This is a genomic window from Micromonospora mangrovicola (genome assembly GCF_047200535.1).
In the GTDB taxonomy this organism is placed as follows: domain Bacteria; phylum Actinomycetota; class Actinomycetes; order Mycobacteriales; family Micromonosporaceae; genus Micromonospora.
On the sequence record NZ_JBJZOG010000128.1, the window covers coordinates 1 to 15,214 of the forward strand.

Genomic DNA, 15,214 nt, shown 5'->3' on the forward strand with positions numbered 1-15,214 from the left:
GCCGGCGTCCGGCGGGGCGGCGAGCTGCCCGGGCTGCTCGGACAGCGGGGTCGACATCGTCGTCGACATACCAGTCGTCTGGTCACTCATAGCGGATCCTCGGGTCCAGGGCGGCGTAGAGCAGGTCCACCAGCAGGTTCATCAGGAGATAGACCAGCACCAGGACCACCACGATGCCAACAACGGTAGCGCTTTCCTTCGTGACGATGGCCCGCAGCACCTGGCGGCCGATGCCGTTGATGCCGAAGATGCCCTCCGTGACGATCGCGCCACCCATCAGGGCGCCGAGGTCGGTGCCGAGCAGGGTAACGACGGGGATCAACGAGTTGCGCAGCAGGTGCACGCCCACCACCCGGCGCATCGGGAGACCCTTGGCGATGGCGGTGCGGACGTAGTCGGCGCGCCGGTTCTCCGCGATGCTGGTGCGCGCCACCCGGGCGACGTACGCCATCGAGACGCTACCCAGCACGAAGCCCGGCAGGATCAGCTCGGTGATCCGCATGTCGTTCGAGACGGTGGGGGTGACGAGACCCCACTTGACGCCGAAGAGCCACTGGAGCACGAAGCCGATGACGAAGACCGGCAGCGCGATCAGGAACAGGGTGGAGATCAGGACCAGGTTGTCCAGGAAGCCGTTGCGCCGCAGACCGGTCAGCACGCCCGCGCCGAGACCGACGACGCCCTCGATGACGAGCGCCACCACCGCCAGCTTCAAAGTGTTCGGGTACGACACCATGATGATGTCGCTGATCTCGCGACCACTGAACGTGATACCGAAGTCACCCTGAAAAAGGTTCTTCATGTAGGTGGCGTACTGCACCCAGATCGTCTGATCGAGATGGTACTTCTCGGTCATCATGGCCACGTAGTTCGGCGGGCAGCCGCGGTCGCCGCACTTGCCGGCGAACGGGTCACCGGGCACCGCCCAGACGAGCCAGTAGATCAGGAATGTCGTACCGATGAAGACCGGCACAAGTTGCAGCAGCCGTCTCAAGAGATAACGGCCCATGGGGTGGTCCTCCAGACAGGGGGGCGCGTCGGACGGCCGACACGGGATGGTGACAACGTGCGAGGGGTTCGTTGTACACCCCCTCGCGGAACGGCCCCGGGTCGGGCTCACCGGTAGGCGAGCCCGACCCGGGGTCAGACCGTTCGGATCAGAGCTCGACCGAGGTGATGTCGAGCTCGCCGACGTTGGTCAGCTCCATCTTCTTGATCTTCTCCGAGTGGCCGGACTGCTGGCCGTAGAAGTAGATCGGAACCGAAGGAACGTCCTGGTCGACGATCTTGAGGGCCTCTTCGAACTTCTTGTGCGATTCCTCGAGGCTGGGGGCCGCGCCGGCCTCCTTGGCGAGGGCGTCGACCTGCGGGTTGCTGTACAGGCCGTCGTTCGAGGAGCCACCGGTGACCAGCAGCGGGTTCACCCAGTTCTCGATGTCCGGGTAGTCCTGCTGCCAGGCGGCCCGGTACATGCCGTCCATCTTGTGGGCGTTGATGTTGCCCCGGAAGACCGCGAAGGTCGGCACGCCGACGGCGACCGCGTCGATGCCCAGGTTGGTCTTGATCTGCTGGGCGACGGCCTCCATCCACTCCTTGTGGCTGGCGTCAGCGTTGTAGTACAGCTTCAGCTTCCCGGTGAAGCCGCCAGCCTCCTGCAGGAGCTGCTTGGCCTCGTCCGGCTTGAACTGGCAGGCGCTGCAGTTGCCGGCCGGCGCACCCGGGGTCAGCGGGTTGGCCCAGCTGTCAGCCGGCTTGCGGGTACCGAAGAAGATCTTGTCGGAGATCTCCTGCCGGTTGATCGAGAGCGAGATCGCCCGACGCAGCTTCGCGTCCGTGAAGCGCTTGTCGTAGAACGGGAAGGCGATGAAGGCGGTCGCCGGGCTGGTCGACGCCATCGCGCGGTCGCCCAGGTCGCTCTTCCACTTGTCACCGGCCAGCGCCGAGGTCGGCACCTGGTCCATGAAGTCCAGGTTGCCGGCGAGCAGGTCGTTGTACGCCGCCGAGTCGTCCTGGTACAGCTTGACGGTGACGTCCTTGATCTTCATCTTGTCGCGCAGGCTGTAGTCGTCGAAGCGGGTGAGCTTGACCTCGACGTTGTCCTGCCACGACACGAACTTCACCGGACCGTTGCCGATCGGGTTCTTGCCGAACTCCTGCGGAGTCTCGGAGAAGAACTTGTCCGGCAGCGGCATGAAGGCGCTGTAGCCGAGCTTGGTCGGGAAGACCGCAGTCGGCGAGGAGAGGGTGACCTCGAAGGTGGTGTCGTCGATGACCTTCAGGCCGGACATCTCCTTGGCCGACGGCTCCGGGGCCTTCTTCGGGCCGTCCGGACCGTCCGGGTCCTCGGTGAAGACGTCGTTGAAGCCCTGGATGTCCGAGAAGAAGCTGGCGTTCTGCGCGCCGTTCGGACCGTAGGCCGCCCAGTTCCAGGCCTTGACGAAGCTCTCGGCCTTGACCGTGGTCCCGTCGTGGAACTTGGTGTTCGGCTTGATCTTGATCTTGAAGACCTTGGAGTCGCTCGTGTCGATCGACTCGGCCAGCGCGTTCTGCGGCGCGCCACCGTTGTTCGGGTACTCGACCAGACCGGTCCACATCCAGTCGATGATCTTGCCGCCACCGGTCTCGGTGGTGTTCGCCGGAACCAGGGGGTTCTCCGGCTGAACGCCGTTGATGACGATCGCGCCGTCCTTGCTGGCACCGGGGTCGCCACCCTCATTGTTGCCGCTCGAGCAGCCGGACGCGACGAGCGCGAATGCCGCGCCCACCGCGAGCGCGCCGCTCGCCCGCTTCGAGACTCTCATTCCGAGGGGCCTCCTCTTTCTAACCTGGTTCCGTCGTGGGTTTCACGCACGTCTGGGGGGTGACACCACCGACGACCCGAACCACAGACCGCCGGTCAACCGCAGAGGAAATCGGGACACCCCAGGGGCACCGATCCGCCGGGCACCGCACCCTCGATGATTGGCACCGAGCAGGACCGACGGCCACGCGGCGTCACTCAGCGGCGTCACGTGGTCGGCAGGCCCGACGGGGTGCCTCACACCGGGGGGTGAGGTGCTGCCACTGTGACACCCACCGGCCCATTGCGTGAAGGTGCCGTTATCAAGCCGTTAGTTGGCCGCCACGTTGCCGATACTTGAGAAAAGATCATGAAACGACCTGGTCGTACCGGCCCGAACAGCCAAGACATGGCCACACCGGGCAGGGCCTGACGCGTAGGGTCCAGCCTTGTGAGCTTTCCCGCCTCCGCTCCGGCGCTCCCGGACGCCCGCCGAGCCCTGGCTGTTTTTGCCCATCCGGATGATGTCGACTTCGGCTGTGCGGGCACCATCGCCAGCTGGGTGGACGAGGGTGTAGAGGTCGCGTACCTGATCGTCACCCGAGGGGACTCCGGCGGCTTCGACGACACCCCGCGGGAGGAGATGCCGGCCCGGCGCGAGGCCGAGCAGCGGGCCGCCGCGGCGGCGGTGGGCGTACACCGGGTCGACTTCCTCGACGGCCACCCCGACGGCACCCTCACCCCCAGCCTGGAGCTGCGCCGCCAGATCAGCGCGGCGATCCGGCGGTTCCGGCCGGACCGGATGCTGACCAGCTCCCCGTTGCGCCGCTGGGAGCACCTGACCGGCCCCAGCCACCCCGACCATCTGGCCGTCGGCGAGGCCGCCACGTGCGCCGTCTACCCAGACTCCCGCAACCGCTTCGCCTTCCCCGAGCTGCTGGCCGAAGGGCTGGAGCCGTGGGTGGTGCGGGAGATCTGGTACGCGGGCGGCCCCGCGCCCGACCACGCCGTCGACGTGACCGAGCAGGTCGACCGCAAGATCGCCGCGATGCGCGCGCACCACTCGCAGACCGCGCACCTGGACGTCGAGACCTGGGTACGCGACCGGCTCACCACGGTGGCCGACAACGCCGGCCTCCCCGCCGGCCGGCTCGCCGAGGCGTTCACGGTGCTGCGCACCGAGTGAACCGGGCCCCGGCGGAGGCAGTGCTCACCTGCCGGTGTACCCGGAAAGCGCCCGGCCCCGGCGCACCACACGGGGGCGCCGGGGCCGGGCGGACCGCTCGGGTCAGGCGGTGAAGCGGACCTTGCGCCGCCGGACGATCAGCACGGTGACCGCGCCGGCGGCCAACAGCAGCACGCCCACGGTGGCGGCGGCGGCGATCGGCGAGCCGGTCAGCGGCAGACTGCCGCCCTGGCTGGCCGGCGAGGTCGACGGCGCGGGGCTGCCGGTCGGGGCCGACGGGGAGGGGCTCTCCGCCGGTGCCGACGGCGACGGCGCCGACGGGGACGGGGACGCCGGGGCGGCGCCGAACGTGGCGGAGGCCCGGGCCTTCACGGTCTCGCCGGTGCTGTCGCCGAGGATCAGCTTCTGGGCCCTGCCCCCGGTGTAGAGGAAGATCCGGCCGAACGATACGGAGTTCTCGGCGGACAGGGTCACCGACACGTCGCCGGCGTCGTCCCGGGTGAGCCAGAACCGGCCACCGTTGGTGGTGGTGGTGATGGGCTTGCCGGCCTCGTCGACGGCCTGGCCGCCGGTCGCCGCGACGGTGATCTCGCCCGCCGGGCCGGTGACGGTGAACGGCCCCGCCTTCTCGCCGGCGTTCGCGGTGGCCTTCGCCGGGTCGACGGTCAGCTCGGCCTTCGGCTCCGGCTGGCTGGTCGCGTGGTCGACCAGGTAGTCGTGCACCTTCTTGACCACGGCATACTGCCGCTTGCCGAGCCGCAGGTCGGCCGACCAGTCGCCGAGCACCACGTCGTCGCTGAAGGTCCAGATCGCGGTCTGGGTGCCGAAGTAGAGCAGGACGTCGCGACGGGCGGCATCGACCCCCGCCGGCACGGTGGCGCCCGCGGCGGCCAGCAGCGCGGCCGGGTCGCCGTTCGGGTAGCCGTGGGTCAGCACCCACTGCACCTTGCCCAGCTTCTCCGCGGCGATGCCGGACCTGTCCCAGCTGCCTTCGTCGTACCTACCGCCCAGCTTGACCGCCGTGTGGAAGTCGATGCAGTAGGTGGTGACCTGCTTACCGTCGATCATCAGGGCCAGCTCGGAGGTGGTCATCGGCTTGCCGTTGAGCTTCAGCTGGACACTGGTGCCCTTGACGCTGACCGCCGTGCCGGTGGCCGGCCCGTCGGCCGCGCGCGCCGGCCCGGTCAGGCCCAGTGCCAGCGCGCCGCCGGCGACGACCGCGGCGGCGGTACGCGCCCAGCGTCGACCTCGTTGCATGAACATCGGAATCGTGCACCTCTCCCCAGGGGTGGCGGCCCGCCCACGCGGGCCCGACACGTCGCCGTTCCCGCAGGGTCTCGCACCACCCGTACGCGGAGAACGCGACGGGCCATTATGGACGAATCGATGACCATCTGTCACCCCCGCCGGGGCGGAGCGGTCAGACCAACCGACGGTCGGCGGCCCACCGGGACAGCTCGTACCGGTTGGACATCTGGAGCTTGCGCAGCACGTTGGAGACGTGCGTCTCGACCGTCTTGATCGAGATGAACAGCTCCTTGGCGATCTCCTTGTACGCGTACCCCCGGGCCAGCAGCCGGAGCACCTCGCGCTCGCGGTTGGTGAGCTGGTCCAGCTCGGGGTCGGCGACCGGCGCGTCCGGCCGGGCCGCGAAGGCGTCCAGCACGAACCCGGCCAGCCGCGGGCTGAACACCGCGTCCCCGTCGGCCACCCGGCGGATCGCGTCGGTCAGCTCGTCCGGCGAGATGGTCTTCGTGACGTACCCCCGGGCACCGGCCCGGATCAGCCCGATCACGTCCTCGGCCGCGTCCGAGACGCTCAGCGCCAGGAACCGCACCTGCGGGTGGGTACGCCGCATCGCCTCCAGCACGGCCCGGCCGCCGCCGTCGGGCATGTGCACGTCGAGCAGCACCACGTCCGGCTGGGTCGCGGCGATCCGGGTGACCGCCTCGGCCACGGTGCTCGCCTCCCCCACCACCTCGACGTGTGCGCCCAGCTCCGCGCGGACGCCCGCCCGGAACATGGCGTGGTCGTCGACGAGGAACACCCGCAGCCGCCCCTCCCGGGGCGCCGCCGGGTCGACCGCTCCCTGCTCCGCCATGGTCATCTGTCCCTTTCCGCCGTGGAGCCCGGGCCACCGTTGATCGGGAGGATCAGCCGGACCTCGGTCCCCTCCCCCGGCCCGGACCGGATCTCCGCCCGGCCGCCGTGCCGCTTCATCCGCCCGATGATCGAGCCCCGGACCCCGTGCCGGTGATCCTCCACGGTATCCGGGTCGAAGCCCTTGCCCCGGTCCCGCACGAAGACGCTGACCTGTTCCGGCTCCACCTCGGCGTAGAGCGAGACGGTGCGCACCTCGGCGTGCCGGGCCGCGTTGACCAGCGCCTCGCGGGCCGCGGCGACCAGCGCGCCGACCCGCTCGTCGGTCTCCCGGTCGCCCACCACCACCGCCTCCACTGTGATCGCGAAGGTGTCCTCCACCTCGGCGGCGGCCTGTTCCAGCGCGGCGGCGAAGCGCTCCGTCGGCGAGGCGGTCGGCTTGTAGAGCCAGTTCCGCAGCGACCGTTCCTGACCACGGGCCAGCCGCTGCACCGTCTTGACGTCGCTGGCGTTGCGCTGGATCAGGGCGAGGGTGTGCAGCACCTGGTCGTGCACCATCGCGGCCAGCTCGGCCCGCTCCTGCTCGCGGATCCGCCCCTCCCGCTCCGAGCGGAGCTGGTTCCAGGTGCGCCAGAGCACCGGGCCGGTCACCACGCCGACCCCGGCCAGGCCCACCAGCGCGAAGATCACGCCGTTGAGCACGGCGTCGAAGTTCTGCGCCGGCGAGTAGACGGCGGCCACGCCGATGATGCCGACGGCGACGAGCACCCCGCCGCCGATGAAGCGGAGCACGAACGCCCGCCGGTCGCTCTCCTCCACCACCGCGCCCAGCCAGGGCACCGGTATGGAGCCGCCCCACTGCCGGCGACGCTCCGGCGCGGACTGGTGCCAGATCACCCCGGCGCCGACCGCGATGATCGCGACCAGCCAGCCCGCCGTGCCGGCCGCGCCGACCGAGTGGAAGGCCATCACCTGGATCATCAGCACGCCCAGCCCGATGGCGACGAAGGGCAGCAGCTGGCCGAGGTCCCGGCGGGGCGGGACGGCGGTGTCGCCGGGCCGCGGCGGGACCACCGCCCAGAACGCGGCGTAGAGGAGCAGTCCGAGACCGTTCAGCCCGAGCAGCACCATGAAGGCGATCCGGACGCGGAGCACCGAGATGCCGAGGTGCTCGGCGATGCCGGCGGCCACGCCCGCGGCCAACCGGTGCTCGGTGGCCCGGTAGAGCCGCGGCGGGTGCGGGGTCACGGTGCTGCTGATCGGAGGCTCCCGGGTCGGGGTCACGGTGGTGCGGACCGGCCGGCGCCGGCGCCTTCCCGATCGTCACACGGCCGGCACCGTCCGGACCACGGGGACGCCCCCGACATTCGGCCCGCCGGGATCTCAGGGTGGCGTCAGGGTCGGGTCCGGAGGACGCTCGGGCGGTCGGGGCAGCAGGATCGAAGGCATGACCGAGGACGCTGCCCGCCCGCCCCGCCCCGGGGCGACAGCACAGGACGGGCCACCGCCACCCCCGTCGCCGGGGCCGGCGCCCACCGCCGCCGGCCCCGCGGCACCCCCACCGCCCGGCGGTTCCGGGCCGTACCCCGGGCCGCCGCCCGGCGGTTACCCCCCACCGCCCGGCGCCGCCGGCTTCACCACGCGGTACGGGCTGGTCCGCCCCCGCGAGGGCCGCTACCTGGCTGGGGTCTGCGCGGCGATCGGTCGGGCGACCAACACCGACCCGGTGCTCTGGCGGGTGCTCCTGGCGGTGCTGGGCTTCTTCGGTGGCATCGGCTTTCTGGTGTACGTCACCGCCTGGCTGATCATCCCCGGCGAGGGCGACACCGCGTCCCCAGTGGAGTCGATGCTGGGCCGGGGGCGCTCCAGCATGTCCCCGGTCACCGTGATCGTGCTCAGCATCGCGGTGGCGGTCGGCTTCGGCTACGTGGTGACCAACGCGTTCCGGGCGATCCTGCTCGGCGCGGTGATCCTGATCGGCGGCGCACTGCTGCTCAACCGCGACCAGCGCGGCCCGGCGCAGGCGCGGCCGGGCCCGTCGCCGACGGCGTGGCCGGCGGCCACCCCCGCCTGGCCCGGCCCGGCTACCGCCGGCGGCCCCGCCCCGGGCCAGGGCGGCACCGGCTGGCCCGAGACTCCTCCGGGCGGCTGGACGGCGGCGGCCGGTGGCCCGGCCGGACCGACGACCTGGCGCGGCGGGGAGCCGGCCGCGAGCACGGCACCGACCGGAGCCGGGCCGGCCACCGCCGGCGCCTGGCCCGGCGCGGGCCCTACCGCCGCCCCGGAGGCCGGGCCCGTCGCCGGGCCGCCCGCCGGGCCGGCCACCGACCCCGCCCAGCCGGCCTGGCCGGCGCCCGGGTACCCGGCCGAGCCCGCCTCCGGCAGCCGGCCCGGCGAGGTGTGGGCGGAGCACGCCGCACCGACGTCGTCGGGTGTGGCCCGGCCGGCCACGCCGACGACCGGTTCCCCGGCCGGGGAGCCGGTCTCCGTACCACCGCCGACGCCGGTGGGGGCTCCCCCGCCACCCGGCGGGTACCGGCCGCCGTTCGCGCCGCACGGGCCGTACGCCGGGGCCTACCCGCCCGCGCCGGCCCCGGCCCGACCGGTACGCCCCCCGAAGCGGCCGAAGGAGCGCTCCGCCCTGGGTGCGGTGACCTTCTCGCTGATCTTCCTGGCGCTGGGCGTGGTGGCCATGCTCGACCTGCTCGACGTCTTCCCCGTCGGCGCGGCCGGGTACTTCGCCGCGGCACTGGCCACCATCGGGCTCGGGCTGCTGGTCGGCACCTGGTTCGGCCGGGCCCGCTGGCTGATCGCCCTCGGCCTGGTGACCGCGGCGGCACTCGGTATCGCCACCGTCGCCGAGTCCTACGACCGGGTACGCGGTATCGACGGCGACGTCACCTGGGCCCCGCCCAGCTACCGCGACCTCGCCGACCGGTACGAGAACAATTTCGGCGACACCGTGCTCGACCTGCGCGCGGTCGACTTCGACAAGAAGGACACCCAGGTGACCGTGGCCGTCAACTTCGGCAAGGCCACGGTGGTCGTACCACCGAACGTGGACGTCACCACGGTGGCGGAGGTGAAGGCGGGCGACGCCAACGTGTTCGGCCGGCGGGCGGGTGGGCTGAACCGCCCGCAGTGGGAGACCACCGATCTCGGCGCGGACGGCCGCGGCGGCGGCACCTTGCGACTGATCATCCGGGTGAACGCCGGAGACCTGGAGGTGACCCGGTGAAGGCCCACCGCACCGACCTCGTGTCGCTCGCCTTCGGGCTGACCTTCCTGGCGCTCGCGGTCTGGTGGCTGCTCGCCCGGATCCTCGGCCTCACCCTGCCGCCGGTGGGCTGGTTCCTGGCCGGCGCGCTCATCCTGATCGGACTGCTCGGACTCGTCGGCGCGCTCCGTTCCGGGCGGGACGCCCAGCAGCAACCCGCCGGGCCGGAGCCGGAGGCCACCGTGGCGGCGCCCTACCTGGAGGGCACGCCGACCACCGGCGGGCCCACCGCACCGGAGGCCGACGAGTGGGCCACGGAGGCCGTCACCGACGTCCCCGTCGGGGGTCGGGTGGAGGATCCGTTCGCTGGCGAGCCGCGCTGGTCGCCGTCCCCGCCGCCGGAGGGAACGGATCCCCGCGGGCCGGCCAGCGGCGAGCCGACCCCGGCGGAGTCGGGCGACGCGACCGGGCCGGCGACGACCACGGAGCTGCCGACCGTCGAACCGGCGGCAGCGGACGACGCGACCGGGCCGGCCACCCGCGAACTGCCGGTGGTGGACCTGACCGGTGACACCGACCCGGCGACGCGGGAAACCCCGGTCGTCGACGCCCCGGAGGGGTCGGCGGGTGACCGGCGTGCCGATGGGGACGGGCCGGGCGGCCCGGAGCGTCCGGCGGGCTGACCCACGGCGGTGCGGCCGCCGGGTGGCGGCGCATATGCTGGCCGGTGGAGATTTCACCTCCGCCGGCCGGCCCACCCCGTGGCGCCCGGCCGTCCGGGGTCGTGGCGCGGCGTCAGGCGTGCCGAGCCCGGACGGCCCCAGCCGCGGCCCGGCGTTCCCGGTCGCCGGTCCCCGTGCGCGGCCCCGGCCGGCCAGGGGCCGTGGGTCCCGCCGCGTCCCCGTCGTCACCCCGTCAGGAGCCCGTCCGACATGACCCAGTCCCCCGCCGTGCGCACCCCCGGCCCGTCCGGTCCGGTCCGCCTCGGCGAGCGCGCCGCCCGTACCCTCGTCTCCGAGCTCGCCCGGCGCAACGACCCGAAGGCCGGCCTGTTGGTCGGCGCGACCCCGGCCTCCGCGGTGCTCGCCGCGGCGATCGAGGCGCTGCTCCCCGGCGACCGGCTCACCGTCGTGCCGGCGGAGGGCTCCTCCGCGGCGGCGCTCCGCGAGCACGTGACGGCCCAGGGCCGCTGGGTCGCCGACCGGGTACGGGTTGCCGACACGCTGGCCGAGACGGACGCGGCCGAGGTGGTCATCGCCGCCGAGCCGTTCACCGGCACCGCCGACGAGGCCCGGGTGGCCGTCGACGGGCTGGCGAAGCACCTGACCGAAGGGGCCGTGCTCAGCGTGGCCGCGCCGGTGTTCCGCACCGAGGGCGCCGCCGCCGAGCTGGACCGGCAGGGCGTGCTGCACGGCGTCCGCACCGACCTGGTGCTGCGCAACTCGCCGCCGGTACGGGTCCACCACCTGCGGTTCACCGCAGCCGGCGCGGCGCTGGCCGCCCACCTCGCCCCGGCGTACCGGCCGTCGAGCGTGCCGCTGACCCGGAGCATGCACATCGACTCGAACGGTGTCGCGGCCGCCGGCATCAGCCTCGGCCTCGCCGCGCTGGCCAAGGTCACCCGACCGAAGTCGAAGCTCTGGCTGCTTCCGGCGCTGGCCGCCGGGCCGGTGGCCGCGTTCTTCCGGGACCCGGAGCGGGACATCCCGGAGGACCCGTCGGCCGTGGTCGCCGCGGCGGACGGTCAGGTCCTCTCGGTCCAGCGGCTGCACGACGAGCGCTTCGGCGACGGCGAGTGGCTGCGGGTCGCGGTCTTCCTCTCCGTGCTGGACGTGCACGTCAACCGCGCGCCGGTGGCCGGCAAGGTGGTCGACTACTTCGTCGCGGACGGTGGATTCGTCAACGCCATGAAGCCGGACGCCGAGCACAACGTGGCGGCGTACACGGTGCTGAAGACCGACCACGGCACGGTGGTGGTGGCGCAGCGGACCGGCCTGATCGCCCGGCGGATCGTGCAGCGGGCGCCGGTCGGCGCGCTGCTGGCCCGGGGTGAGCGCTTCGGTCTGATCCGGTTCGGCTCGCGTACCGACGTCTACCTGCCGGCCGGGGCGGCCGAGCCGCTGGTCGGCCCGGGCGACAAGGTGGTCGGCGGGTCGACCGTGATCGCCCGCTGGGTCTGACCTCCAGGGACACGAAGAAGGGGCGCCGCTCGTCGCGGCGCCCCTTCTCGTCGCGCCGTCGGGTCAGGCGGTGCGGCGCTGGTGCAGCCAGAGCACCGGGCCGCTGACCAGGTAGCCCACCACCACGAGGGCGAAGGTGAGCCGGATGTCGATCAGTGCGCCGATCACCGGGGCCAGCCAGAGCCACGGCGGCAGCTTCAGCAGCCGGGCCAGCTTCGCGTACGGGAAGCTGGACACCATGGCGAAGGCGAGCAGCGCCACCCCGCCGACCATCACCAGTCCGGAGACCGGCAGCCCGATCGCCACGGTCAGGGCCAGCACGGCCGCCGCCATGGTGGTCGGTACGCCGCAGAAGAACCGGCCGTCCTTCGGCGAGACGTTGAACCGGGCAAGCCGGATCGCGGCGCAGGCCGCGACCAGGGCGCAGGAGACCGCGGCGGCCGCCGCCGGGACCGAACCGGCCAGCGAGGCGTAGACCACGACCGGGGCGGCGAGGCCGAACGAGCACATGTCGGCCAGCGAGTCCATCTGGGCGCCGAACGGGCTGGCCACGCCCAGCTTGCGGGCGAGCGCGCCGTCCAGGCCGTCGAACGCCACGCAGGCGATCAGGCAGATCGCGGCGGAGCGCACCTCGCCCTGCATGGCGAGGAAGATCGCCAGCATGCCGAGCATGAGGCTGCTCAGGGTGCAGGCGTTGACCAGGGCGAACTTCGCCCGGCGGGCGGCGCTCCGCTCGCCGGGCAGGAGCGGGATCGACATGGCGGACGCCTCGTCGACCGGCGCGGCGGGGGCCAGCGCCGGGCTGACCGGCATCACCGCCTCGACCTCGGCGTCGAACCGCCCGTAGCGGCGACGCTGGCGGTCGGTCCAGCGGTGGTCGGGAGTGACCAGGTCGGTACCGGGTACGGCGCCGTCCCGGCGACCCACCCGGACCAACAGCACCTGGCGGGCGAACGTGCTGCTGCGGCGCAACCTGCCCGCCCAGCGACGCCCTGCGGGGCGCGGACTGTCAGTCGTACGACGCCGGCGCCATGGGGCTCTCGGCACGTTTCCTCCATCACCGGATCGGCTGACCGCCACGGGGGCGGGTGTCCGGCTGTCTCGTGCCGGACCTTGCTGGCCCGGCAGCCCATTTGCGGAGTACACCATTGCACAGGGGATAGGGGCTTGGCGATAGCTGCCGGCGGTACTTATAACTCCCTTAACCGCGCGAACCGCTCACTTGTTTCCATCCCGGGCTCCATCGCCCGTTTCCGTCGGCCAACCCCAACTCCCGACTGTACCGGAGGTGGCCCACGCCGGCTCGGCGAGCGGGTGCTATCTGCCCCGCTGTCCGGTTGCCAGCGCCGCCACGTCGGTCATCGGCAGCCCCCTGACCTGGTCGGGAGCGAACCAGGCCGCCCGGGCCGTGGAGCCGCCGGCGAGTTCGGTCACCACGGCCTCGGTGGGGGCGTCGACGCGGACCCGGTAGATGACGCGGACCCCGTGCCAGTCCAACGGCCGGCCCTCCGGGCCGAGCGCGGCCGGGTTGTGCAGGTTGTCCACCGCCATCAGGTCGACCACCCGCCCGAGCTGACCCGCCTCCTCCACCAGCTCGCGGAGCAGCCCGGCCGCCGGCTGCTCGCCGTGGTCGGTGCCGCCGCCGGGCAGGTGCCACTTCCCGGCCCCCGGGTAGCCGTCGGCGATCATGGTGAGCAGCACCCGGTCGGCCGGATCGGTGACCAGCCCGTACGCGGCGAAGCGCTGACGCCGGTCGGTCGGCGGCGGGCCGGCCTGCGCCGGCGGGAGGGTCCGGGGCAGGTCGGCGGGGAGCGGTGTCACGGCGAGCCCGAGCAGCTCGGCGGTGAACGGCATCAGCGGCACCAGGCGCGCCTCGTCCGGCGTGAACCAGCGCAGTTCGTCACTGCCGCCGGCCGGCTCCGGGCGCAGCGAGCCGCTCCGCGTCGCCACGTCGAACACCAGCCGGTCGTGGTGCACCGCGACGCCGGCCGCCCGGAAGACGGTCACGTCGGCGACGGCGGCCCGGATCCCCGCCACCTCGACGGTCAGTCCGGTCTCCTCGGCGAACTCCCGCGCCACGGCCGCGGCGGGGTGCTCCGCGTGCTCCACTCCGCCGCCGGGGAGCTGCCACACGCCCGGGTACGGGCAGCGGGCCGACCCCCGGCCCAGCAGCACCCGCCCGCCGTCGTCCCGCAGCACCCCGTACGCCCCGATCCGCCGCCGCTCCTGCACCCCGCACCCCTCGTCATTTGCCACCGCTCCCGTCGATCATGAGGTTAGCGGCAGTGGGGCGGACATATCGCGCCGTCAACGTCATGATCGACGGCTTCGGCGGGTGGGGCCGGGGACTAGATGAGTTGGGCGGCGTGGACGGCCTCTGCCGTCACCTCGGTGAGGCGGTCGGCGGGAAGGGCGCCGAGCTCCTCGCGGCGGAACCAGCGGGCCTCGCAGGTGGAGCCGCCGACGTCGACCACCGTGGGCGGGGCCGGCTGGTCGACGACCACCCGGTAGAAGGCGCGGACGCCGTGCCAGTCGATCGGGTACCCCTCGGGGCCGAGCGAGGCGGCGTCCCGGTGGCTGGCCACGCCGAGCAGCTCGACCAGGCGGCCGGTCTGCCCGGTCTCCTCGACCAGTTCCCGGATCAGCGCGGCGCCCGGCTGCTCGCCGTAGTCGGTGCCGCCGCCGGGCAGGTGCCAGCACCCGGCGCCCGGGTACCCGTCGGAGACCCGGGTGAGCAGCACCCGCTCCTCCGGGTCGGTCACCACCGCGTAGGCGGCGAAGCGCTGCGCGCGGTGCAGCCCGTCCGGGCCGGGGACCGCGTAGAAGGAGGGGAACTCCGGCACCTCCTCCGGCACGATGTCGGCGGTGGAGGTGGGCAGGCCCAGGGCGCGCGCGGTGAACGACCGCAGCGGCAGCTCCCCGGCCTCGTCGAGGGTGAACCAGCGGGCCAGGTCGGTGGGGCGGTCGACCCGCTCGGTGAGCGTGCCGCCGCGGACCGAGACGGTGTAGAGCAGGCGGTCGGTGTGGATCGTGATGCCGCGCTCGGGCAGGGCCCGCATGTCGGCGATGACGTCCCGGAGGCCGGACACGGCGACCGAGAGGCCGGTCTCCGCGGCGGTCTCCCGCACGACCGTGTGGTTGGGGTCCTCACCGTGGTCGACCGCCCCTCCGGGCAGCGACCAGGTGCCCGGGGTGCCGGAGCGCTCCGATGCGCGGACCAGCAACACTCGGCCGTAGAAATCAGCACAAACTGCGTATGCCGCGATCCTGCGGAGCGGCTCCAGCGAGGTGGTCACGGGAGGAAATTCTCCCCGGCGCCGGTTACCTCCATCGAAAAGAGTCAGATTCCTGACTCATGGCTGGCGCCTCAGGGATCGGTCAGGGTAAGAGTCCGGGCGGTCACCGAGGTCGGCCGCCGGCCCGCGCGGGACCGTGGGTACATGACCTTTATGAGCACCCCTCAGGCCCCGTACAAGCAGCTCCGCCGCCCGGTGACGGACCGGATGGTCGCCGGTGTGGCCAGCGGCGTCGGGCGCTACTTCGCCGTCGACCCCACCCTCGTCCGAGTGACCTTCGCCGTCGCCACCCTGCTCACCGGCGGGCTCGCCGCGCTGGCGTACCCGATCATGTGGTTCCTGATGCCCGAGGAGCCGGCGAACGCGCCCGCCTGGCCGCACCCGGCGGGCACCACGCCCGGCTGGCCGCCGGTCCCGCCGGCGGCCGCCGCCCCCGGACCGGCCCCGCAGCCCGGA

The 15,214-nt window shown here is 73.0% G+C and carries 12 protein-coding genes and 1 pseudogene; 5 read left to right on the forward strand and 8 right to left on the reverse strand.

What is annotated here, in order from left to right; all coding sequences use genetic code 11:
- Nucleotides 1-82: 82 nt before the first annotated feature.
- Nucleotides 83-1,009, reverse strand: coding sequence for an ABC transporter permease (locus tag ACL02O_RS30425; RefSeq protein ID WP_412821617.1), 927 nt, complete (start codon nucleotides 1,007-1,009; stop codon nucleotides 83-85).
- Nucleotides 1,010-1,157: 148 nt separating this feature from the next.
- Nucleotides 1,158-2,801, reverse strand: coding sequence for a peptide ABC transporter substrate-binding protein (locus tag ACL02O_RS30430; protein ID WP_412821618.1), 1,644 nt, complete (start codon nucleotides 2,799-2,801; stop codon nucleotides 1,158-1,160).
- A gap of 429 nt (nucleotides 2,802-3,230) precedes the next feature.
- Between ACL02O_RS30430 and ACL02O_RS30435 the strand changes: the two genes are divergently transcribed.
- On the forward strand, nucleotides 3,231-3,965 hold the full coding sequence (locus ACL02O_RS30435; RefSeq protein WP_412821619.1) for a PIG-L deacetylase family protein: 735 nt from the start codon (nucleotides 3,231-3,233) through the stop codon (nucleotides 3,963-3,965).
- A 102-nt stretch (nucleotides 3,966-4,067) separates the two neighbouring features.
- Here the strand turns inward: ACL02O_RS30435 and ACL02O_RS30440 are convergent, their stop codons facing one another.
- The 3 genes from ACL02O_RS30440 to ACL02O_RS30450 all read right to left on the reverse strand — a co-directional run bounded on the left by ACL02O_RS30440 (nucleotide 4,068) and on the right by ACL02O_RS30450 (nucleotide 7,313).
- Entirely contained in the window at nucleotides 4,068-5,228 is a 1,161-nt protein-coding gene (locus ACL02O_RS30440; RefSeq protein ID WP_412821620.1) for a thioester domain-containing protein, read from the reverse strand.
- 157 nt (nucleotides 5,229-5,385) lie between these two features.
- Nucleotides 5,386-6,066, reverse strand: a complete 681-nt coding sequence (locus ACL02O_RS30445; RefSeq protein ID WP_412821621.1) for a response regulator — start codon at nucleotides 6,064-6,066, stop codon at nucleotides 5,386-5,388.
- Nucleotides 6,067-6,068: 2 nt separating this feature from the next.
- Complete coding sequence (locus ACL02O_RS30450; RefSeq protein WP_412821622.1) at nucleotides 6,069-7,313, reverse strand: PspC domain-containing protein; 1,245 nt, start codon at nucleotides 7,311-7,313, stop codon at nucleotides 6,069-6,071.
- A 199-nt stretch (nucleotides 7,314-7,512) separates the two neighbouring features.
- Between ACL02O_RS30450 and ACL02O_RS30455 the strand changes: the two genes are divergently transcribed.
- The 3 genes and pseudogenes from ACL02O_RS30455 (at nucleotide 7,513) to ACL02O_RS30465 (ending at nucleotide 11,462) form a co-directional block, all read left to right on the forward strand.
- Complete coding sequence (locus ACL02O_RS30455; RefSeq protein ID WP_412821623.1) at nucleotides 7,513-9,303, forward strand: PspC domain-containing protein; 1,791 nt, start codon at nucleotides 7,513-7,515, stop codon at nucleotides 9,301-9,303.
- Nucleotides 9,300-9,536 (forward strand): annotated as a pseudogene (locus ACL02O_RS30460) (hypothetical protein); the annotation flags it as partial. The gene ACL02O_RS30455 and the pseudogene ACL02O_RS30460, both read left to right, overlap by 4 nt.
- A 678-nt stretch (nucleotides 9,537-10,214) precedes the next feature.
- The gene (locus tag ACL02O_RS30465) at nucleotides 10,215-11,462 is read left to right on the forward strand and encodes a phosphatidylserine decarboxylase (RefSeq protein WP_412821624.1); all 1,248 of its coding nucleotides are present in this window, start codon (nucleotides 10,215-10,217) and stop codon (nucleotides 11,460-11,462) included.
- A gap of 63 nt (nucleotides 11,463-11,525) precedes the next feature.
- Here ACL02O_RS30465 and ACL02O_RS30470 read toward each other — a convergent pair whose 3' ends face one another.
- The 3 genes from ACL02O_RS30470 to ACL02O_RS30480 form a co-directional block, all read right to left on the reverse strand.
- Nucleotides 11,526-12,434 carry a CDP-alcohol phosphatidyltransferase family protein gene (locus ACL02O_RS30470; protein WP_412821625.1) on the reverse strand — a complete coding sequence of 303 codons (909 nt, stop codon included), beginning with the start codon at nucleotides 12,432-12,434 and terminating at the stop codon, nucleotides 11,526-11,528.
- A gap of 345 nt (nucleotides 12,435-12,779) precedes the next feature.
- A complete protein-coding gene (locus ACL02O_RS30475; RefSeq protein WP_412821628.1) occupies nucleotides 12,780-13,694 on the reverse strand; it encodes an NUDIX hydrolase in 915 nt (304 codons plus the stop codon).
- A 116-nt stretch (nucleotides 13,695-13,810) separates the two neighbouring features.
- Nucleotides 13,811-14,758, reverse strand: coding sequence for an NUDIX domain-containing protein (locus ACL02O_RS30480; RefSeq protein WP_412821626.1), 948 nt, complete (start codon nucleotides 14,756-14,758; stop codon nucleotides 13,811-13,813).
- 144 nt (nucleotides 14,759-14,902) lie between these two features.
- On the opposite strand from ACL02O_RS30480, the gene ACL02O_RS30485 reads away from it, so the two are divergent.
- Nucleotides 14,903-15,214: PspC domain-containing protein (locus ACL02O_RS30485; RefSeq protein WP_412821627.1), on the forward strand; the 312-nt coding region annotated here is incomplete at its 3' end.

Bases quoted from the DNA above. Each gene is read 5' to 3' on its own strand.
- ACL02O_RS30465 (WP_412821624.1), top strand. From the start codon at position 10,215: ATGACCCAGTCCCCCGCCGTGCGCACCCCCGGCCCGTCCGGTCCGGTC.
- ACL02O_RS30445 (WP_412821621.1), bottom strand. From the start codon at position 6,066: ATGGCGGAGCAGGGAGCGGTCGACCCGGCGGCGCCCCGGGAGGGGCGG.
- ACL02O_RS30430 (WP_412821618.1), bottom strand. From the start codon at position 2,801: ATGAGAGTCTCGAAGCGGGCGAGCGGCGCGCTCGCGGTGGGCGCGGCA.
- ACL02O_RS30440 (WP_412821620.1), bottom strand. From the start codon at position 5,228: ATGTTCATGCAACGAGGTCGACGCTGGGCGCGTACCGCCGCCGCGGTC.
- ACL02O_RS30425 (WP_412821617.1), bottom strand. From the start codon at position 1,009: ATGGGCCGTTATCTCTTGAGACGGCTGCTGCAACTTGTGCCGGTCTTC.
- ACL02O_RS30455 (WP_412821623.1), top strand. From the start codon at position 7,513: ATGACCGAGGACGCTGCCCGCCCGCCCCGCCCCGGGGCGACAGCACAG.